Source organism: Acidobacteriota bacterium (genome assembly GCA_016184105.1).
Lineage (GTDB): Bacteria > Acidobacteriota > Vicinamibacteria > Vicinamibacterales > 2-12-FULL-66-21 > JACPDI01.
In genome coordinates this window covers 95,158-113,597 of sequence record JACPDI010000009.1, presented here as the reverse complement: position 1 = coordinate 113,597, position 18,440 = coordinate 95,158, and the positions used below count along the sequence as shown (strand labels likewise).

Annotated in this window: 17 protein-coding genes; 3 read left to right on the top strand and 14 right to left on the bottom strand. The window is 69.5% G+C overall.

Annotated elements, in window-relative coordinates; all coding sequences use genetic code 11:
* Positions 1 to 117: 117 nt before the first annotated feature.
* The 5 genes from HYU53_02900 to HYU53_02880 all read right to left on the bottom strand — a co-directional run bounded on the left by HYU53_02900 (position 118) and on the right by HYU53_02880 (position 6,030).
* On the bottom strand, positions 118 to 1,347 hold the full coding sequence (locus HYU53_02900; protein ID MBI2220137.1) for a c-type cytochrome: 1,230 nt from the start codon (positions 1,345 to 1,347) through the stop codon (positions 118 to 120).
* 1 nt (position 1,348) lies between these two features.
* Positions 1,349 to 2,695 (bottom strand): cytochrome b N-terminal domain-containing protein, encoded by a 1,347-nt coding sequence (locus tag HYU53_02895; GenBank protein ID MBI2220136.1) that lies wholly within the window; start codon positions 2,693 to 2,695, stop codon positions 1,349 to 1,351.
* Between the two features lie 8 nt (positions 2,696 to 2,703).
* Positions 2,704 to 3,264: a Rieske 2Fe-2S domain-containing protein gene (locus HYU53_02890; protein MBI2220135.1), complete on the bottom strand. Its 561-nt coding sequence runs from the start codon at positions 3,262 to 3,264 to the stop codon at positions 2,704 to 2,706.
* A complete protein-coding gene (locus tag HYU53_02885) occupies positions 3,257 to 5,221 on the bottom strand; it encodes an FAD-dependent oxidoreductase (GenBank protein ID MBI2220134.1) in 1,965 nt (654 codons plus the stop codon). Before HYU53_02885 ends, HYU53_02890 begins: the two co-directional genes overlap by 8 nt.
* Before the next feature lie 119 nt (positions 5,222 to 5,340).
* Positions 5,341 to 6,030 carry a Crp/Fnr family transcriptional regulator gene (locus HYU53_02880; protein MBI2220133.1) on the bottom strand — a complete coding sequence of 230 codons (690 nt, stop codon included), beginning with the start codon at positions 6,028 to 6,030 and terminating at the stop codon, positions 5,341 to 5,343.
* Positions 6,031 to 6,133: 103 nt separating this feature from the next.
* On the opposite strand from HYU53_02880, the gene HYU53_02875 reads away from it, so the two are divergent.
* Positions 6,134 to 6,514, top strand: coding sequence for a hypothetical protein (locus HYU53_02875; GenBank protein MBI2220132.1), 381 nt, complete (start codon positions 6,134 to 6,136; stop codon positions 6,512 to 6,514).
* Positions 6,515 to 6,581: 67 nt separating this feature from the next.
* Here the strand turns inward: HYU53_02875 and HYU53_02870 are convergent, their stop codons facing one another.
* Genes HYU53_02870 through HYU53_02860 form a run of 3 tightly spaced genes read right to left on the bottom strand, consistent with a single transcriptional unit; the run spans position 6,582 to position 9,062 of the window.
* Positions 6,582 to 7,955 carry a hypothetical protein gene (locus HYU53_02870; GenBank protein ID MBI2220131.1) on the bottom strand — a complete coding sequence of 458 codons (1,374 nt, stop codon included), beginning with the start codon at positions 7,953 to 7,955 and terminating at the stop codon, positions 6,582 to 6,584.
* Positions 7,952 to 8,467 (bottom strand): hypothetical protein, encoded by a 516-nt coding sequence (locus tag HYU53_02865; protein ID MBI2220130.1) that lies wholly within the window; start codon positions 8,465 to 8,467, stop codon positions 7,952 to 7,954. Before HYU53_02865 ends, HYU53_02870 begins: the two co-directional genes overlap by 4 nt.
* Before the next feature lie 43 nt (positions 8,468 to 8,510).
* The gene (locus HYU53_02860; protein MBI2220129.1) at positions 8,511 to 9,062 is read right to left on the bottom strand and encodes a sigma-70 family RNA polymerase sigma factor; all 552 of its coding nucleotides are present in this window, start codon (positions 9,060 to 9,062) and stop codon (positions 8,511 to 8,513) included.
* Between the two features lie 83 nt (positions 9,063 to 9,145).
* Between HYU53_02860 and HYU53_02855 the strand changes: the two genes are divergently transcribed.
* Both HYU53_02855 and HYU53_02850 read left to right on the top strand, forming a co-directional pair.
* Positions 9,146 to 10,438, top strand: a complete 1,293-nt coding sequence (locus HYU53_02855; GenBank protein ID MBI2220128.1) for an amidohydrolase family protein — start codon at positions 9,146 to 9,148, stop codon at positions 10,436 to 10,438.
* Between the two features lie 10 nt (positions 10,439 to 10,448).
* Entirely contained in the window at positions 10,449 to 10,781 is a 333-nt protein-coding gene (locus tag HYU53_02850) for a hypothetical protein (protein MBI2220127.1), read from the top strand.
* 10 nt (positions 10,782 to 10,791) lie between these two features.
* On the opposite strand, the gene HYU53_02845 is transcribed toward HYU53_02850, so the two are convergent.
* The 6 genes from HYU53_02845 to HYU53_02820 form a co-directional block, all read right to left on the bottom strand.
* Positions 10,792 to 11,730, bottom strand: coding sequence for an RluA family pseudouridine synthase (locus HYU53_02845; GenBank protein MBI2220126.1), 939 nt, complete (start codon positions 11,728 to 11,730; stop codon positions 10,792 to 10,794).
* Positions 11,731 to 11,791: 61 nt separating this feature from the next.
* Complete coding sequence (locus HYU53_02840; GenBank protein ID MBI2220125.1) at positions 11,792 to 12,937, bottom strand: hypothetical protein; 1,146 nt, start codon at positions 12,935 to 12,937, stop codon at positions 11,792 to 11,794.
* Complete coding sequence (locus HYU53_02835; GenBank protein MBI2220124.1) at positions 12,934 to 13,512, bottom strand: cytochrome c; 579 nt, start codon at positions 13,510 to 13,512, stop codon at positions 12,934 to 12,936. Before HYU53_02835 ends, HYU53_02840 begins: the two co-directional genes overlap by 4 nt.
* The gene (locus HYU53_02830; protein ID MBI2220123.1) at positions 13,509 to 14,045 is read right to left on the bottom strand and encodes a DUF3341 domain-containing protein; all 537 of its coding nucleotides are present in this window, start codon (positions 14,043 to 14,045) and stop codon (positions 13,509 to 13,511) included. The genes HYU53_02835 and HYU53_02830 overlap by 4 nt, the downstream gene beginning before the upstream one ends.
* Positions 14,042 to 15,496, bottom strand: a complete 1,455-nt coding sequence (nrfD, locus tag HYU53_02825) for a polysulfide reductase NrfD (GenBank protein MBI2220122.1) — start codon at positions 15,494 to 15,496, stop codon at positions 14,042 to 14,044. Before nrfD ends, HYU53_02830 begins: the two co-directional genes overlap by 4 nt.
* On the bottom strand, positions 15,489 to 18,434 hold the full coding sequence (locus HYU53_02820; protein MBI2220121.1) for a TAT-variant-translocated molybdopterin oxidoreductase: 2,946 nt from the start codon (positions 18,432 to 18,434) through the stop codon (positions 15,489 to 15,491). The genes nrfD and HYU53_02820 overlap by 8 nt, the downstream gene beginning before the upstream one ends.
* Positions 18,435 to 18,440 lie beyond the last annotated feature (6 nt).

Genomic DNA, 18,440 nt, shown 5'->3' with positions numbered 1-18,440 from the left:
CACGCCGCCGTCCGCGTTCGGATGAAACTCATACGCCTCTCCACAATCCCGGCGCGAGGATGAAACGGCGGGTGCGGGCAGGCCGGGGGATGCCCGCACGGCCGATGCGCACACCGCTCAGTGGCTGACGGCGAGCGGATCCTGCCCGCCGGCCTTCAACCGTTCGTACTCCGCGAAGGCCTGCCGCATCCTGGCGACGGCGTCCTTGCGCTGCTCGGTGTTGAGGATGATCTGGCGCGACAGCACGACGGACATCGTCCCCGTCGGGTTCATGAAGAAATCGTCGAGCGTCCGGCCGAAGCGCGACTGCACGTCGGCGGCCGCGATCGACAGGTCCGGGCCGATCTGCGCCGGGCTCTTCACGCCGTAGACCGAGATCGAGTGACACACGAAGCAGCCGGTCCTGACGAACCAGCCGCCCGGGCCGGACAGCATCTTGTCTTCGGCCTCGCGCTCCTCGGCGGTCTGCGGTTCGGTGCGCGGCGCGCCCGGCACGTACGCGGCCGGCAGCTTCACGTCGCGCCACGAGAGCACGAGCATGGAGAGCGCCTGGGCGTCCTTCGTGGACAGGTGGAAGTTCGGCATCACCGTGTCCTGCACGAGCGCGCGCGGGTCCTTGAAATGCGCCACGTGCCAGGCGAACGCGGTCTTCTGCGCGGACAGCCGGCCGTACTCGTACTGCTCCGGCGCCTTGTCCCCCACCGCGGTCAGGTCCGGCCCGATCGTGCCCCCGCGCCCGTTGATCACGTGACACGCGCGGCAGCCCTTCTCCTGGACCAGCGCCTTCGCGCGGTTGATCATGCCGGCCCCCTTCGTCTCCCGGTCGTACCGGTGGCAGACGTTGCAGTTCATCTGCAGGAAGGCGCTCTTGTCGTCGACGAGCGAATACTCTTCTCCGAGGATCGATCCGAGCAGCGGCTCCTCCCAGTGCGCCAGTTCGCCGTGTGCTTCGTCCACGTCAATCGCCCAGCCCTGGCCGCCATGACAGGCGGAGCAACCGAACTTCTCGACGGGATGGTTCTTCAGCGGCTCCGGAGGATGCGTGCGGAACGGCTCCTCGGCCCCTTCGAGCCCCTTCCAGGCGGTCGCCTGGTGGCACGTGATGCAGCGGTCCGCGCGCCCGAGGTCCTTGACCCACACCTGCTGGATCCCGGTGCGCACGCCGGCCGCCTGCTCGTGACCGAACTTTTCTTCGACCAGGTTCCTGAACGCGTACTGGTAGTACTTGTAGTCGTGCTGCCGGTCGCTCCACGCGAAGAACGCGGTCGAGGCGACGAGCACCAGCCCGATCACCGCCAGCACGGGACGGTCGAGTCGTGGATAGGGAGAGTCCGTCCTCTTTTCCATCTCAAATCCTCGCGGGAATCTCGGGCCACGCTTCCCACGGCCAATAGAAGTTCCAGTACGGGCCGCGCAGGTACGTCCCGACGATGGTGAGCGCCAGGATCGCGAGCAGGACGGCCAGGAAGACGAGGGTCTGCCGCCGCCGCTCGCGCGCGAACCACACGCCCACCACGTCCGCGCTCGTGCGGTCCAGCCACGGCCAGGCGGTCAGCACGCCGACCAGCAATCCAGGGAGAATCACGCCGCCGATAAAGGCCCCGTTGATCGTGAACGACCGGAGCTTGATGGTGGTGTCGGTCACGATCTCCTGCAGCCAGAGGAAGTACCAGGGCGCCTTGGCCGGGTTCGGCGTGACCAGCGGATTCGCCGGCTCCTCCAGCGGAGAGGCAATCAGTGACGCCAGGATGCTGACAAGCGCGAAGGTGCCGAGCGTCACGATGATCGCGCGGCGAGTCAGGTCCGGAACGGCGTTCACGCTGGCGCCGGGGACCTCGAGCGACGATGACGTGATGGCCGGCGCCGTGCCGCGCGCGACGCCGAGCAGCGTGTAGGTCTTGGTTGGCGTGGCAGGCTCGACGCGCGGCAGCGGCAGCAGCGCCTCGCGGTCTGCCTTCGCCAGGCCCCCGTCCTTGCGGACGCGCCACATGTGGTAGGCGAAGAGCACGCCGAGCGCGCCCGGCAGCATGATGCAGTGCAGCACGTAGAAACGGATCAGGGTGGCCTGCTCGATTTCGCGCCCGCCGATCATCAGCTCGCGCATCTGCGGGCCGACGTACGGAATGGACGAGGCGATGTTGGTGCCCACGGTCACCGCCCAGTAGGCGAGCTGGTCCCACGGCAGCAGGTAGCCGGTGAAGGAGAGGAACAGCGTCAGCAGCAGCATGACGACGCCGAGCACCCAGTTCCATTCGCGGCGCTGGCTGCGTCCGATGCCGTTCCGGTACGCGGCGGTCAGGAACACGCGCACGAGGTGCAGCGCCACCGCCACGACCATCAGGTGGGCCGAGATCCGATGCACCGCACGGATCCACCATCCGAAGGTCACGACGTATTCGATGTCCTTGACCGATGCGTAGGCTCGCTCGACCGAGGGCACGTACAGAAACAGGAGCGGCAGCCCGGACAGGATGAGCAGGAAGAAGAGCGCCGCCGATGCCGTTCCGAGCCAGAACGAATAGGTCCAGTCGAGCGACGGCTTGTACACCTTCGCCGGAAACCAGTGGAGCAGCAGGTTCGAGACGATTGCGTCGCCCGCTTCGCGGTCGGACTGCGGCCGATAGCTCCACAGCGCCTGCGGGTGGACGCCAGGGGCGGACGGCGTGGACGGCGTTCGTTTCAGCGCAAAAGCCATGGCAGTCCTCAGGCAAGCGTCAGGCGAAAGTCACGATCGACTTCGTCTGCCAGGTCGACGACGAGCTGCCCGTCGTCGGGCGCGACCGACAGGCGGTACCACGCAAGCGGCCGCGGCGCCGGGCCACTCGAGTTCACGCCGTCGCCCGAATACGTGGATCCGTGACAGGGGCAGGCGAAACGATGCGTCAGGCGGAGCGCCGAGCCGCCGACCTCGCGCGTTTCCGGCTGCGAGAGCGCCTCGGCGCGCACCGTGCACCCGAGGTGCGTGCAGACGGCCGAGATCGCGTGGTACGTGTTCCCTTCGCGAAACACGTACAGCCGCTGATCGGGCAGGAACTTGAGGCCGTCGGGAAACTCCCGCGCCGCGCCAAGCTTGACGGTCGTCGGCGCGTCGTAGGAGACGTTGGGCACGAGCGCCCGCAGTGACGCCGCGCCCTGCGCGCCGACGGCGACGACCCCGGCGCCAATCCCGAGCCTCAGCAGGAAATCCCGCCGATCGGGTCTGGCATCGCGGCTGTCCGTTTCCGGCGCCGTGGGTGACGGGCTGTTTGGATCGGTATCAGACATGGCCTTCGCCTCTCGACACAACGGTCATCACGGCCGGCGCCAGGCGCTCCGTGATCGTGAATCGCTCCATCGTCATGGCATCCGTGGGACAGCGGATGGCGCACAGGCCGCACCGGATGCACCGCTCGTCGTCCTTGAGCATCGCGGAGAGCGGCAGCCCGTTCGCCCCGGCGCGTCCCTGCAGGGCCGCGCGCGTCGCATCATCCAGGTCGAGGTCTTCAAGGGGGACGAGGTAGAGGCAGTACTCCGGACAGATGTCCACGCACCGGTTGCAGAGCACGCATTTCTCGGGGTCGTAGATCGTCTGCACATGGCAGACCAGGCAGCGGGCCGCCTGGATGCGCGCCGCCTCCTCGTCGTACCCGGTTTCCACCTCCGCGATGCCGGTGCGGCGGCCGACGTCGAGCGTGGGAGGCGCCACGCGGTCGGACTTCTCGAAGCCGGCGATCATGCGGTAGTGCGGCGTGTGGATCTTCTCGATGTCGATGGCGGCGCGCAGTTGCGGCCGCTGCGGCGACAGGTACTCGTGGATCGATCGCGCCGCGCGCTTGCCGTTGGCAACCGCTTCGATCAGATTGCGCGGCCCGAACGCCACGTCGCCGCCGGCGAACACGCCCGGCGCCGTGGTGGCGAGGGTGGCCGGATCCACCTTGATCGTGCCGCCGGGCGTCAGCGCAACGCCGTCGCCGGGAGCAAGGAACGAGAGATCCGCCTTCTGGCCGATCGCGAGGATGCAGGCGTCGGCGTCGATCGTGACCACGTCCGAGTCGTCGTAGGCGGGCGCGAACCGGCCGTCGGCGTCGAACACCGACAGCACCTTGCGCAGCTCCACCTGGCGCAGGCGCGAGTCCCCGATGAAGCGCCGGGGACCGCGGCGCGTCACGAAGGCGATCCCTTCCCGCTGCGCTTCTTCGAATTCCTCGTGCCCCTGGGTCGTTCGAAGGACGGGCATCTCGTTGAAGTTCTCGAGCGACACGATGGTCACTTCGGCGGCGCCGCCGCGCAGCGCCGCGCGCGCCGAGTCGAGCGCCTCCTTGACCCTTGCGTCGGCGGCGCCCGCCCGCTCCTGCAGCTCGCTCAGGTCGTCCTCGCGGTGAACGCGCAACGCGGTCCGCGCGGCGTCGAACGCGACAAATCCGCCGCCCACCACGACGACGCGGCGGCCCAGCTCCATGCGGTAGCCGCGATTGATGTTCAGGAGATAGTCGACCGCCTTGACGATGCCGTCGAGTTCGATGCCCGGCACCTGGATGTCGCGCCCGGCCCAGACGCCGACCGACAGAAACACGGCGGCAAAGCCGTCGCGCTTCAAGGAGGCAAGCGATCGGTCGGACGTGAGCGGCGTGTTCAGCCGCAGCGTCACGCCGAGCGCAAGGATCCGGTCGATTTCCGCGCGGATGACGGAACGCGGGAGTCGATACTCCGGAATGCCGTACCGCATCATGCCGCCCGGTTCAGGTCCGGCTTCGAAAACCGTGACGTCGTACCCGAGGAGCGCCAGATCGTGCGCCGCGGACATCCCCGCGGGGCCGCCGCCCACCACGGCGACTCGTGCTCCGCGCGCGGCCGCCTCGGACTCGGCACGGCCGGCAATCGGCTGGTGCCCCGCGTATCGGTTGCCTTCGGAGCTCAGGGAACCGCGCAACCGGTCTTGCGTGTCGGGGTGGATCGACTCGACGCCGTACTGCTCGGTGACGAACCGCTTCAGGCCGCGGATGGTGATGGGAGCGTCGATGGAGCCGCGGCGGCATGCGTCCTCGCAGGGGGCCGCGCAGACGCGGCCGCAGACGGACGCAAACGGGTTCGGCGCGCGTGCGACGAGATACGCATCCTCGTCGCGCCCCTCAGCAATGAGCTGGACGTAGCGGCCCGCGTCAGTGGCGACCGGGCATCCGGCCTGGCACTTGACCTGGGCCTTCCAATCCTCGAGCTGGGGCAGCTTGACGCGAACGGACATGTGCCACTCCTACAAGCCCCACGGTTCCGGCAGGACGTGCAGACGCGGCAACTGTAACGTTGCGGGACGGGACGACCCATGATCTACATCATACGGATGGCGGTGTCCACCATCGCGCCCTACTCCGCGCAGAGCGCCTCCAGCGCTTTGCGGTCGACAATCACGAATCCGTCTTTCTCGGTGTGGACGACGTTCTGCTTCTGCCACCGGCTCATGACACGGATGGCCGTCTCGATGGTGGTTCCCGTCAGGTCCGCCAGCTCCTGGCGGGAGAGCACCGCCGGCACCAGTTCGCCGCGGGGATGAGGGCGCCCCATCTGCTCCGCCATCTTGAGGAACAGGCGCGCCAGGCGCGCCTCCACGCGGGTGCGGGTCAGCTCGGCAAGCCGATTGGTCAGTTCAACGAGCCTCGTCGTCAGCCCGAGGAGCAGGCCGCGGACGAGTGTGGGATGGCTTTCCAGGAGGGCAAAGAACTCGCGGCGCGGAATGAGCACGCAGGAAGTGTCTTCGAGCGCAGTGGCGGTCGCCGGAAACGGCAGGTCCTCGTACACCGCCACGGCGCCGAGGGGGTCACCGACGCCGAAGATCTCGAGGATCAGCTCGTTGCCGCCCGGCGTCATTTTCGAAATTTTCACGCGCCCGGCGGTTACGACGTAGAAACAGGCGGCCGGATCCCCCTCGTTGAAAATCACATCACCGCGCGAGAAGGTCGCCACCCGGGAGACCTGCGCGATCCGCTCGCGGTCCTCGGGTTTGATCCTCCGGAAGATGGGAGCCCGCGCGAGCAGTTCGGCAGCCTGTGGCGGCATGCGGAGATCATAGCTGAGTCGGTACACCTCGTCGTCGGCGGGCCTTCGTATGATCCCCCTCATACGCAGCCGGGCACGGCGGCGTTACCGTGCGACATCTGCCATGGACCGTCGGGCGGAATGCGTGTCGATCGTGCGGCGATTGTTGGAGCCCCCCGGCGAGTCGTTCGCCGCCGAGGTGGCTGGCGTGGCCAGGAGCGGGCTGCCGCCGGAAGCGGCCGAGCAGGTCTCGCGCTTCAGCGAACGAATCGCCGACCTGTCGCCGGAAGAACGACGGGAGCTGTTCGACGAGACGTTCGGCCGACCGGCCGCCGCCGACGACCGGCGGCGCCTCGTGTCGCTGCTCGACGGCTCAGCGCCTCCCGAGGCCGGCGCCGAGGTGTGGGCCCTGATCGATCGGCTTGGCACGGCGCTGATGCGGGATCGCAATCCCTATCATCATTTGATCGCCGCGCTTGGAGTGCTCGCGCCGCGAGGCGGATAAGTGGGACAGTCACACTTCCGGAAGTGGGACAGTCGCCCTTCCGGAAGTGTGACTGTCCCACTTATCCCTACTCTGCCGCCACGGGCGGCGGCGCGGCGGGGGGCACGGCTCGCGCCGCGCGCCGCGCCTGCCAGCCGGCAAAGGTGTTGGTCAGCACGGCGCCAAAACCGCTCGCCCACGCGAGGTACTCAATCGCAAATCCCACCGCCAGCAGCAGGAATGCAAACGGCCCGGCCGCCCAGCCGCCCAGACCGACGAACCGCCCGACCAGCACCGGCAGCACGATGAGGGCGACGCCGACGGCCAGGTCAGCCCACGCACCCTCCGTGCCCAGCGAGAACCGCCGGCGCGCCCACTGCCCCACGGCCGACGCTGTGCCGGCAAAGCCGGCGAGCGCCATGAGCACCAGGAAAAGCACGGCGAAGGGCACCAGCAGCAGCAAGGGAATCCCGATCAGCGAAATCGCGAGAACGATGACGGTGAGCACGAGCATCGGCAGCAGCAGCAACTGCGCGACGACGCCCACGACCGTGGACTTGAGCGGCTCGTCGGCGACCCGCTGCGCGGAGCGCTCGACGGTCGTTCGCGCCAGCAGGAGCGCGAGCGACGCGAACAGCAGCAGAAGGGCCACGCGGACCATCGAGAGCACCAGCCGCGAGACGCTGCCAGAGGTGCCGAAAAACGGCCACGGCCCCCATCCGTGAGACCAGGCCCGCCGGCGCACGTCCTCGGCGGACACCGCGCCGCCAAGCGCCACCTCCGTCACGCCGCCGCGCACCTGGGCGCCGGGCGCGCGCCGCACGCGCCCGCCGACGCTCACGATGTCGCCGTGCACGATCGCCTCGGGCCCCAGATCCACGTTGCCGAGCACGGCGACGACCTGGTCGCCGACTTCCCCGTCGATGCGGGCGGAGCCAATCACGGCCACCACCTGTCCTTCGACGCGCTCGTCGCGGTCCACGTGCACCCCGCCGAAAATGCGCACGCGATCGCCGCGCGCGCGACGCCTGCGGAAGGAATCCGCCGGCGCGGCCGGCGGCTCTGGCGCCTTCGGCGGCTCGGGCGCTTGGACCGCCTCCCGCTCGGGCGTGGACACTTCTTCGGCTTGGCCGAAGAGCGCGCGGCGTTCGGCCGCGTCAAGATACGAGAGCCGGAGCACGAGGTCGGCGCCTTCGCCGAGGCGCTCGCGAAGCTCGCGACCGGTGAGGGCGGCGCCATTCACCGCGATGCCGCCCTCGCTCACCTCGATCAGCCGTACGTCGCGGTTCCGCGTCTTCGGGCTGAGCGCGACGCCGTCGCCGAGCGGCACGATGACGTAGCGCTCCTCGACGCGGGCGCGCAGCGCGCGCGCCTCGTCGGGACTCAGTTGCCCGGACGCCCCGGCGGGCGCGGCCGCGGCGGCAAGGCACAACGCGAGAAGGACTGCGGCCCTGGCTCTCATTTGAACGTCTCCCCATCTGATCCCAGCAGGCGCTGAAGGGCGAACAGCGCCGCCGCCGCGATCCCCTGGATCGCGATCAACATGAACGTCACTCTCGGGTCCGACACGAACGCGGCCGCCGCGCGGCCGAGGCTGCCGATCACCGTCCATGCATCGCCGCCGCGCTCGATCACGGTCGCGGCGCTCACGACCGCGCCGATGAGCACATTCAGGGCACCGACAAACGCGGTGGACAGTGCCGACGCCAGCCAGCCTGCGCCGTAGTAGGCGGCCGCCGCGCCGCCGATGACGCCGCCGGCCATCGCCGCCGCGCGCGTCCGCCGGGCCCGCCGGGCGTCCCGCGCCGCCGTCTCGGCAATCGCGCGCATCGTCCGCGCGGCGAAGTCGAGCGAGGCCGGACGGTCCGGCACTGCGGCAAACACCGCCTTGAACGCCGCGTCCGCCTCCTCGTCCTGGCCGGCCGACTCGGCCGCGCGCCAGCGCGAGTAGCGATGAAGCAGGTCCTCGTCCATTCCTCTAATGAGTCTTACGCAAGCCACGCTCCCGGCGTTGCACTCATCGCGAGGGCTCCCACCCGGCGTCCGAGAGGCGGCGCGCCAGCTGTTTGCGGCCGCGGTGCACGTGCGTGCGCGCGGTGGCCTCGGGAATCCCCATCACGTGGGCGATCTCCTCGTACGACAGCCCCTCCTCGTACCGCAGGCCGATGGCCACCCGCTGTTCGGACCGGAGTTCCCGCAAGGCGCTCTCGAGCGCCCGTCCAAGGCTCTCCCGCTCCACGGGATCCGCAGCGGGGGGCAGCCTCAGCGCGGGATCGGCACCCGCCTCGTCGAGGGGCACCTGCCGCCCGCGCCGGCGCCGGAGCGCGTCGACCGCGGTGTGATGGGCAATCCGGAAGATCCAGCTCGAAAGCCGCCGCCTCGTGTCGAACGCGGCGAGGTTGCGGAACGTCTTGACGAAGGTCTCCTGCGCGAGGTCCTCGGCGAGCCCGGGGTCGGCCACGATGCGCGCGATCAGGTTGATGACCGGCCGCTGGTACCGCCGGACAATCTGCTCGAACGCAGGTTGCGCGCCGGCCAGGGCCTGTGCGACGGGCCGGGCCTCGGTCACCGTTTCGAGGTCGATCGGAATGGTGAGGTCCTCTCCAACGCCTTACGTGGAACGGCGCGAATCCGTTCACTACAATGCCACACATGGGTTTCAAGCATTTCGCCGCATTCGCGCTCGCGGCCGCGTCCGCTGCCGCGCTCGGCGCCCAGGCGCCCGCCGCGCCTGGGCCCGCTACGACCACCGTTCTCAAGCCGGCACGTGTATTCGACGGCACGGGCGTGCATGAGGGATGGGCGGTCAGCATCCGCGGGGATCTCATCACCGCCGTGGGGACCGCCGCCGACATCCCGACCACCGGCGCGACGGTCATCGATCTGCCCGGCACGACGCTGCTGCCCGGACTCATCGAAGGGCATTCGCACGTGCTGCTGCATCCGTACGATGAAACGTCGTGGAACGACCAGGTGCTGCACGAGTCGCTCGGGGTGCGCGTCGCGCGCGCGATGAATCATCTGCGCGCGACGGTGCAGGCTGGCTTCACGACGATCCGCGATCTCGGCACCGAGGGGGCCGCGTATGCCGACGTGGAACTGAAGCAGGCGGTCGAGCAGGGAATCGGCCCTGGCCCGCGGATGCTCGTCGCCACCCGCGCCATCGTGGCCACCGGCAGCTACGGGCCGAAGGGGTTCGCGTTGCAGTGGGCCGTGCCGCAGGGCGCCGAGGAAGCCGACGGCGTCGACGCGCTCACGCGGGTGGTCCGCGACCAGATCGGGCACGGCGCTGACGCGATCAAGGTGTACGCGGACTACCGCTGGGGCGCCCGCGGCGAGGCGGCGCCCACCTTTTCGCTCCATGAACTCACACTCATCGTCGAAACCGCGCGGAGCAGCAATCGTCCAGTGGTGGCGCACGCGAGCACGCCGGAGGGAATGCGCCGATCGGCGCTGGCCGGTGTCCACACCATCGAGCACGGTGACGGCGGCACGCCTGAGGTGTTCCGCCTGATGGCGGAGCGCGGCGTGGCCTTCTGCGCGACGCTGGCCGCGGGGGACGCGACGGCGCAGTACGCGGGGTGGAGGAAGGGCCAGCAACCGGAGCCGCCGCACATCAGCGCGAAGCGCGCGAGCTTCACGGCCGCGCTCGAGGCCGGGGTCACCATTCTCAACGGCAGCGACGTCGGCGTCTTCACGCACGGCGACAACGCGCGCGAGATCGAGATGATGGTGGACTACGGCATGCCCGCGATCGACGCGTTGAAGAGCGCGACCTCGATTGCCGCGCGCGTGCTGCACGTGGACGATCGCGTCGGGCAGATCAAGCCCGGGCTTCTCGCCGACCTGGTGGCGGTGGATGGCGATCCGACGCGGACCATCTCGGCCCTTCGCCGCGTGCGCCTCGTGCTGAAGGGGGGACGGAAACCGGTGCCGGGCCAGTAGGAGCCTCGCCATGCTCGAAGTCCGCAACCTCACGAAGCGGTACTACGGCGTGACCGCGGTGAGCCACGTAGCTTCGTTTCACGTGCGCGTATGCCGCGGGCGCGGGAACCTGAAGGCCTGGTGGCCGGTCTATCTGGCCGCCTTCGTCGCGTATACGAGCGGCTTCTCCTCCATCGAACGGATGGCGTTCGCGCTGCCACGAGGCGCGGCGGTGCTGGCATTGGCACTGGCGGTCACGCTCGCCGCGGCAATCGCGCTGCGCCACGTCCGGCGCCCGCGGCTCCGCGCGCTCGAAGTCGAGGAGGAAGCCGAAGCGCCGCGGGCGCTGGGGCTGAGCGGCTGAATGGCGCTCGCTAACTCCGCGCCTGCCGGAGCTTGCGCAGCAGCCCGGCGAAGTCGGCCGGCAGCGGCGCCTCGAAGGCGAGCGGCCGATCGTCGGCCGGATGGCGCAGCGCGAGCCGCTGCGCGTGCAGCGCCTGCCGCGGGAACGCGACGGGCCTGATGGTTTCGGGCCCGAACACGTACCGTTTCTCGCCGACGAGCGTGTGCCCGCGCAATCGGGCCTGCAACCGGATCTGGTTGCGCTTGCCGGTGCGGAGGCGCACCTCCACGAGCGATGTGGCGCCAAACGCCTCCAGGACGCGATAGTCACTGATCGCCTCCGCGGCGCGCGGATCCTTCGGGTGCGTCTGTTTCTGGATGAGCGCGTCCTTGTCCCACGCCAGATGATCCCGCCAGGTGCCGGAAGCAGGGTCGGGACGCCCGTAGACGACGGCCCAGTAGACGCGCTCGGGCTCGCGGCGCCTGAACTGATCCTTCAGCCGCTTCTGCGACAGCGGGTCCTTGGCAAACATCACCAGGCCCGAGGTGTCGCGATCGATCCGGTGGACGACGAACACCCGGCGCTTGCGGCCGCGCGAGCGCAGGTACTCCCCGAGCAGCTCCTGCACCGAATTGATTTCGCGCTCGTCCGGCAGCGGAACGGTGAGCAGCCCCGGCGGCTTGTTCACGACGACGATCTGGTCGTCCTCGTAAAGAAGGTGCAGGTCGCCGACGTGCCGTTCGCGCGGGCGCGGCTTCGAGCTGCCCGGCCGGTCCATCCACACCTGGACGACATCCCCCGTCGCGAGACGCGTGGACGCAGCCGCGAGCAGGACCTCGGCGTCGTTCACGAAGACCTTGCCGCGCTCGAGCGCGGCGGCCGCCTTGCCACGCGACGCGAGGCGGTCCGGGTGCGCGAGAAACTTGTCGAGCCGCAGCCCCGCCTCGCTTGCCCGTACGGTCCAGCGCATGAATCCGGCCAACGCGCCATTGTACCGGGAGATTCGCGACGGGCACCGTCCCGTTCGCGCGTCAGCTGTGGTAGGTGATGCTCGCGGCCAGTCGTGGATCCCGAAGCGGAACGGGCGGGGCCTGGCGGAACGCGCGGGCGAACACCAGCACGAACAGCGTGACCGCACCGACGACGGGCGCCACGTCCCCGGCGCGCAGCACCGGAGGACCCGCCGTCACCGACGGCTGGATCATCATGTACAGATCGAGCCAGCGGCCCGCGAGGACCACCACCGCGACGCTCGCCAGCACGCGGGCATTCCGCTTCGCCGGCCGCGAGAGCAGCGCGAGGAAGGGCACGACCCAGTTGAGCACCACGTTCAGATAGAAGAGCGGGAGCCAGCCATCGGTGCGGCGCCGCACGAAGTATCCCGCTTCCTCCGGGATGTTCGCGTACCACATCAGCATGTACTGGCTGAACCAGATGTACATCCAGAACGTGCAGAACGCGAACAGCAGCTTGCCGAGATCGTGCACGTGTTCGTCGGTCACGAACGCGCCGAGCTCGCTCGATCCACGGAGCCACAACAGCAGCAGGATGATGACCGCCAGCGCGGCGGAGAACAGCCCGGCGAAGTTGTAGATGCCGAAGATGGTGCTGTACCAGTGGGCGTCGAGTGACATGATCCAGTCGAAGCTGGCGAGCCAGAAGGTCAACGCAAACACCACGATGAACAGGACCGACCACCGGGTGCCGGTCCGCGTCCACTGCTCGGCCGCCGCAGGGGCCCCGCGGTCCTGCGCGCGCGACGCCCCCACGATCACACGCGTGAACAGCAGCCACAGCGCGACGTACACCGCCGCGCGCCAGAAGAAGAACGGCGTGCTGAGCCAGAGCGCCTTGAAGCCGGTGAAGTGCTGCCCCTCGCCGGTCCACGCGTACAGCGACGGGTGGAGCGCCATGACGAGCGCCACTCCCGCCGCCCCGAACGGCAGGGCCGCCGTCATCGCTTCAGGCACGCGCCGGAACGCCACACCCCAGTCCGCACCGGACGCGTACTGAATAGCGACGAACAGCAGCCCCCCGAGCCCCACCGCCGCCAGCGCGTAGCTGGCCAGCAGGATGCCCGCCCACCCGCGCTGCGGATCCTGGACGAGCGCGAGCGCGGTGCCGAGCACGCTCACCGCGAACAGCGCGACGTACATCCGGACCGCCCGCGGCGTCATGGCCTGGCACTCCGCTGCAGCTGCCGGACGTGCGCGACCGCGCGCCATCGATCGATCTCATCGATTTGCGCGGCGTACGACGGCATGTTGCGCTGCCCGTAGGTAAGGATGTGGAACATCTGCCCGTCCTTCATGGCGACGGCGCGCTCCGCGAAGAGCGACGGCGGCGGCGGGTATCCCCGCGCGACAACGGATCCGTCGCCCAGACCTTTTGCTCCGTGGCACGGAACGCAGAAGGTGGCGTAGACCTGCGCGCCGCGGTCGGACGTTCGGCGGGCCGCGGCGTCCACGACGGGCGGGCTGGCCAGCTCGTTGCCGGCGCGCACGGCGTCCTCCGGGGACGGCGAGTAACGCAGCCGGCTCGCGGTCCGCGCGATCGTTCCAGGCGGCGGTCCCTGGAGCGCGCGGCCGTTGCGGAACGATCGCGAGAGGTCGAACGATTCGGCCGCCACCGGATACATCATCTCGGGCAGAAAATCCCGCGGGGGCGCCGACGGGTCCGCGCGTTCGAGCAGGGCGTTCGCGCCCAGCGTGCCCAGGAGAACGGCCGCGAGCAGGACGTTGAGAACCTTCATCGGCGCGGCTCCCCGGGGTCGATTCGCTCCTGGACGTCCAGAGCGTGGTGCTCCACGAACAGCGCGCGGATCCGATCGCCCGTCATGGCGCCTCCCTCGTCCCGGACCACCAGCGCGAAAGAGTCGTCGGTGACGCGCGGGTGCGGGGCATGCGGCTTTCTCCCGGGGCGCAGCCCGGACACGGCGAGGAAGGCACCCACCGTCGCCAGCCCGGCGAACAACACCATCACCTCGAAGGTGATGGGCACGAACGCGGGCAGCGAGTTGTGCGGCTTGCCGCCGACGTTCAGCGGCCAGTCCACCATCGCCGTCCACAACTCGAACCACAGCTTGAGGACGGCGCCGCTCAGGCCGGCGATCAGGCACACCCACGCCAGCCGCGACGGCGGGAGTCCCATCGCCTTGTCCAGGCCGTGCACGGGGTACGGCGTGAAGACGTCCACCACGCTGAGCCCGGCGCGCCTTGCCGCGGCCGTGGCGGCCACCACGTCCTCGTCACGCGAGAAGAGGCCGACGACCTGGCGCGCGCTCATCGCTGCTCCTCGTAGGCGGCGTGCCGGTGGGCCGCCGCGTGGTGCCGCTCGTGGGCGATCACGCCCTTGACTTCCGCCATGGCGATGACGGGGAGCACGCGGCAGAAGACCAGGAACAGCGTGAAGAACAAACCGAAGCTTCCCACGAGTGTCGCCACCTCGATGATCGTCGGCGAATACCCGCCCCAGCTCGATGGCAGGAAGTCGCGGTGCAGCGACGTGACGATGATGACGAACCGCTCGAACCACATCCCGACGTTGACCAGCAGCGACACCACGAACACGGCGCCCAGGCTGCGCCGCACCTTCCGGAACCACAGCACCTGCGGCACCACCACGTTGCAGCAGACCATCGTCCAGTACGCCCAGCCGAAGGGGCCCATGGCGCGGTTGAGAAACACGAACTGCTCGTACGGGTTGCCCGAGTACGCCGCGGTGAAGAATTCGGTGAGATACGCCAGCCCGACGATCCCGCTCGTGAGGATGACCAGCTTGCACATCACGTCCACGTGCCTGGGCGTGATGTAGTCCTCGAGGTGCATCAGCATGCGCGCGAGGATCATCAGCGTGAGCACCATCGCCATGCCGGAGAAGATCGCGCCGGCGACGAAATACGGCGGAAAGATGGTGGCGTGCCAGCCCGGAATGACCGACGTCGCGAAGTCCCAGCTCACGATGGTGTGGACCGAAATCACGAGCGGGGTGGCGAGGCCGGCGAGCAGCAGGTACACCAGCTCGTAGCGGTGCCAGGTGCGGAACGATCCATCCCAGCCGAAGCTCAGGATGGTGAAGAGCTTCTTGCGCGCCCCTTCGGGGAGCCGGTCGCGCACCGTGGCCAGGTCCGGCATCAGGCCGATGAACCAGAAGGTCGCGGAGATGATGAAATACGTGGAGATGGCGAAGGCGTCCCACGCGAGCGGCGATCGGAAATTGATCCACAGCGAGCCGCGGAAGTTCGGGTACGGAAAGATCCAGTACCCGAGCCACGGCCGGCCCATGTGAATGAGCGGAAAGACCCCGGCGCACATCACGGCGAACAGGGTCATCGCTTCCGCCGCGCGATTGACCGAGGTGCGCCACCGCTGCCGCAGCAGGAACAGGATCGCGGAGATGAGCGTCCCCGCGTGGCCGATGCCGATCCAGAACACGAAATTCGTGATGTCGAACGCCCAGCCGACGGTGTTGTTCAGTCCCCACGTGCCGATGCCGGTGAACAACTGGTAGGTCTCGGCGGCCACCCCCACGGCCAGCGCCGCCGCCGCCACGAGGAACGCGCCCCACCACGCGAGCCCCGGGCGCCGGTCCATCGGGGCGCACACCTCGCGCGTGACCTCGGCGAATGTCTTGTCTCCCTGGATGAGCGGCGCCTGGACGCGGGGGGACGGAAGGTCCCGTCGCTCGACGCGGGGAACGACCCCGTCGACCGCGAGCGCGGTGTCGAGGCTACCCATGGTGCCCGTCCCCCGCATCTGGCGTCCCCTGACGTACCAGCTTCAGGTACCCGATTGACGGTCGCACGTTCAGCTCCTCCAGCACCCTGTAGGTCCTCGCACCGCCCATCAGCCGCGACACGCGGCTCTCCGGATCGTTCAGATCGCCGAAGACGATGGCCTGTGCCGGGCAGGACTGCTCGCAGGCGGTCTTGATCTCGCCGTCGCGGAGCGGCTCGCCGCGGCGCTTCGCCTCGATCTTTCCTTCCTGGATCCGCTGCACGCACAGCGTGCACTTCTCCATGACCCCGCGCGATCGGACCGTCACGTCCGGGTTGAGCATCAGCGTCTCGGTGCCTTCGCCGTGCGGGTACTCGAACCAGTTGAATCGTCGCGTCTTGTAGGGGCAGTTGTTCGCGCAATAGCGCGTGCCCACGCAGCGGTTGTAGACCTGCTGGTTGAGCCCTTCGCTGCTGTGGACGGTCGCGACCACGGGGCAGACGGTCTCGCACGGCGCGTGCTCGCAGTGCTGGCAGAGCATCGGCTGCTGCGCGATGTGCAGCCCGTCGGCGTCCTCCGAGAAGTACCGGTCGATCCGGATCCAGTGCATCTCGCGGTTGCGGCGCACTTCGTCCTTCCCGACCACCGGGATGTTGTTCTCCACCTGGCAGGCGATCACGCACGCGCCGCAGCCGGTGCACGCGTTGAGATCGACGGTCATGCCCCAGCGATGCCCGCTGTACGGGTGATCCGAGGGCCAGAGATTCGCGGCCTCGGCGGCATGTTCCTCCTCGTGTACCGCAAGCGCCGCCAGGGAGATCTCCTGGACGATCGGCCGCCGTCCGCCTCCGGCGGGCGCCAACCTGGCGGGGACGGTCAGCGTGTGATGATCCTGCGTGCAGGCGAGCGGATGCGTGCGGCCGACGCTGGTGATCTGCACGCCGCCGCGCTCGTAGCGCAGCAACCCCCCCTCGAACCGCAGCAACGGCGCCGCGTTGGTGCCGACGCGGCCGTTCGATCCGACCGTGGCGTGGCTGCCGAACCAGTGATGTCCGACGTTCCGGAACCGCTCGGTCATCGCGCCGCCGTAGCCGACCGCAACCGCCACGACGCGGTCGTGCTGCCCGGGTTGAACCAGAACTGGAAGCTCGAGACTGTCGCTGCCGGCGGCAATCCGCACGACATCGCCGTTGGCGATGCCGGCCAGGTCCGCAGCGGCAGGCGACACGCACGCGTAGTTGTCCCAGACCACCTTGGAGACCGGATCGGGCAATTCGTGCAGCAACGGGTTATAGGCGTGCTCGCCGCCGAGAATCGCGGGTTTCGCGTAGAGCACCAGCGTCATGCCGGACGGGCGCGCGGCCACGGGACCGCCGGCCGTCGAAGGGGATGCCGCCCGGCGCGTCACCGGCGCGGGCTCCACGGTGGCGAAGCCCGCGCGGACCGATGCGTCCCAGAACGCCTCGAAGTCGCCGCCGGCGCTTTGCCTCGGGAACACCCGCTCGCGCCACGTGTCGCGGATGATTTCGCGAGCGGAGCGCGGGGCGCCGCTCCACGCCGCGAGCGTTTCGACACACGACCGCGTGTCGCCCAGCGGCGCGACGACGGGCTGGGAAACGCCCACGACTCCCGCCAGCGGTTCGCCGTCGCCCCACGCCTCAAGAGGATGATGGTCGGGGCACACGATACGCGCGGCGGCCGACGTCTCGTCCTGCCGTCCGGCAAAGCTGACGAGCAGCGGCACGCGCGCCAGCGCCTCGGCACCGGGCAGGTCGAACAGCGGGTTCGCGTTCCATACGAGGAGCGCACCGATCTTCCCGGCGCGCGCGTCCGCGATCAGCGTTTCGACGGCGCGGTCGCTCCCCTGCCGCTGCCGTGAGAACACGACGAGGTCCAGCGTGGCGCCGTAGTTGCCGAGCGCCGCGTTGATGCGGTTGCAGAGCACCTGCACGTCCAGGTCCTGCGCTCCCGCGATCACGAGACTGCGAGCCGGGGCCGCGACGAGCCGCGCCCCCAGCTCGCGCGCCAGGTCGCTCCCCGCGCCGCGCCCTTCGACAATCGCCGCGAGGTCGTGTGCGAGCTGCGCGATCTCGTCGGGCGCGGCGGCAATCCGCCGGTCCGCCTTCCCTCCCGTCAGCGACACGCGCGATTCGACCTGGACGTGCCACGACCCGGCGCCACCCTCCGGCCGGCGACGCCGGGCATAGCCCTCCGTGAACCCGCCCGGGGAGATCCATGTTCCGAGGAAATCGGCATCCAAACTGACGATGACCTCGGCGCGATCGAACAGATAGCGCGGCAGCACGCGGGCGCCGTGCGTCAGCTCATGCGCGTCCAGGATGGCGGACGCAGAAAGAGCGTCGTACTCCACGTGCGCGCCATCATCGAACCGCGCGAGAAAGCGCTCGATGGCCGCGCGTGCGGCCGGCCCGTGGACGGTGGACGTCAGCACGCGTACGCCCCGGCCCGCGGCGGCCGCCGCAGCCAGCCGCGACCCAATCTCGCGATCCACCGCCGCCCAGGACGAGGGACGGCCATCGATGAGGGGCGCGCGGAATCGCCGCGCGTCATACAGGCCGAGCAGCATGCTCTGGCCAACGGCGCAGACACCTCCGGCGGACACTGGGTGGGCCGGCGCTCCCTCGATCTTGATCGGACGGCCGTCGCGCGTCTTCACCAGCAGGCCGCATCCCGCCGCGCACCCACCACAGGTCGTGGCGTAGGTTGCCGCCGTCCCGGGCACGAGGCCGTCAGGCTGCGAGAGATACGGAACCGCGTGGCGCACCGGCGCGCGGCTGCACGACGAGGCGAGCGCGCCCGCGGCGCCGAAGCCCGCCAGCTTCAGAAAATCCCGCCTCGACGCGCCCGCGGCCGGTTCCGGGAACTCCGCACTCGCGCGCGCGAGGTACTCCCCGCCGCCCTCGCGCTCCTCGAGACTCTTCCAGAACGTCGTCGACATCGGTCC

Excerpts from the sequence above, each read along its gene's own strand:
- HYU53_02900 (MBI2220137.1), bottom strand. The coding sequence starts at position 1,347 with ATGGAAAAGAGGACGGACTCTCCCTATCCACGACTCGACCGTCCCGTG.
- HYU53_02895 (MBI2220136.1), bottom strand. The coding sequence starts at position 2,695 with ATGGCTTTTGCGCTGAAACGAACGCCGTCCACGCCGTCCGCCCCTGGC.
- HYU53_02890 (MBI2220135.1), bottom strand. The coding sequence starts at position 3,264 with ATGTCTGATACCGATCCAAACAGCCCGTCACCCACGGCGCCGGAAACG.
- HYU53_02885 (MBI2220134.1), bottom strand. The coding sequence starts at position 5,221 with ATGTCCGTTCGCGTCAAGCTGCCCCAGCTCGAGGATTGGAAGGCCCAG.
- HYU53_02880 (MBI2220133.1), bottom strand. The coding sequence starts at position 6,030 with ATGCCGCCACAGGCTGCCGAACTGCTCGCGCGGGCTCCCATCTTCCGG.
- HYU53_02875 (MBI2220132.1), top strand. The coding sequence starts at position 6,134 with ATGGACCGTCGGGCGGAATGCGTGTCGATCGTGCGGCGATTGTTGGAG.
- HYU53_02870 (MBI2220131.1), bottom strand. The coding sequence starts at position 7,955 with ATGAGAGCCAGGGCCGCAGTCCTTCTCGCGTTGTGCCTTGCCGCCGCG.
- HYU53_02865 (MBI2220130.1), bottom strand. The coding sequence starts at position 8,467 with ATGGACGAGGACCTGCTTCATCGCTACTCGCGCTGGCGCGCGGCCGAG.
- HYU53_02855 (MBI2220128.1), top strand. The coding sequence starts at position 9,146 with ATGGGTTTCAAGCATTTCGCCGCATTCGCGCTCGCGGCCGCGTCCGCT.
- HYU53_02850 (MBI2220127.1), top strand. The coding sequence starts at position 10,449 with ATGCTCGAAGTCCGCAACCTCACGAAGCGGTACTACGGCGTGACCGCG.
- HYU53_02845 (MBI2220126.1), bottom strand. The coding sequence starts at position 11,730 with ATGCGCTGGACCGTACGGGCAAGCGAGGCGGGGCTGCGGCTCGACAAG.
- HYU53_02840 (MBI2220125.1), bottom strand. The coding sequence starts at position 12,937 with ATGACGCCGCGGGCGGTCCGGATGTACGTCGCGCTGTTCGCGGTGAGC.
- HYU53_02835 (MBI2220124.1), bottom strand. The coding sequence starts at position 13,512 with ATGAAGGTTCTCAACGTCCTGCTCGCGGCCGTTCTCCTGGGCACGCTG.
- HYU53_02830 (MBI2220123.1), bottom strand. The coding sequence starts at position 14,045 with ATGAGCGCGCGCCAGGTCGTCGGCCTCTTCTCGCGTGACGAGGACGTG.
- nrfD (MBI2220122.1), bottom strand. The coding sequence starts at position 15,496 with ATGGGTAGCCTCGACACCGCGCTCGCGGTCGACGGGGTCGTTCCCCGC.
- HYU53_02820 (MBI2220121.1), bottom strand. The coding sequence starts at position 18,434 with ATGTCGACGACGTTCTGGAAGAGTCTCGAGGAGCGCGAGGGCGGCGGG.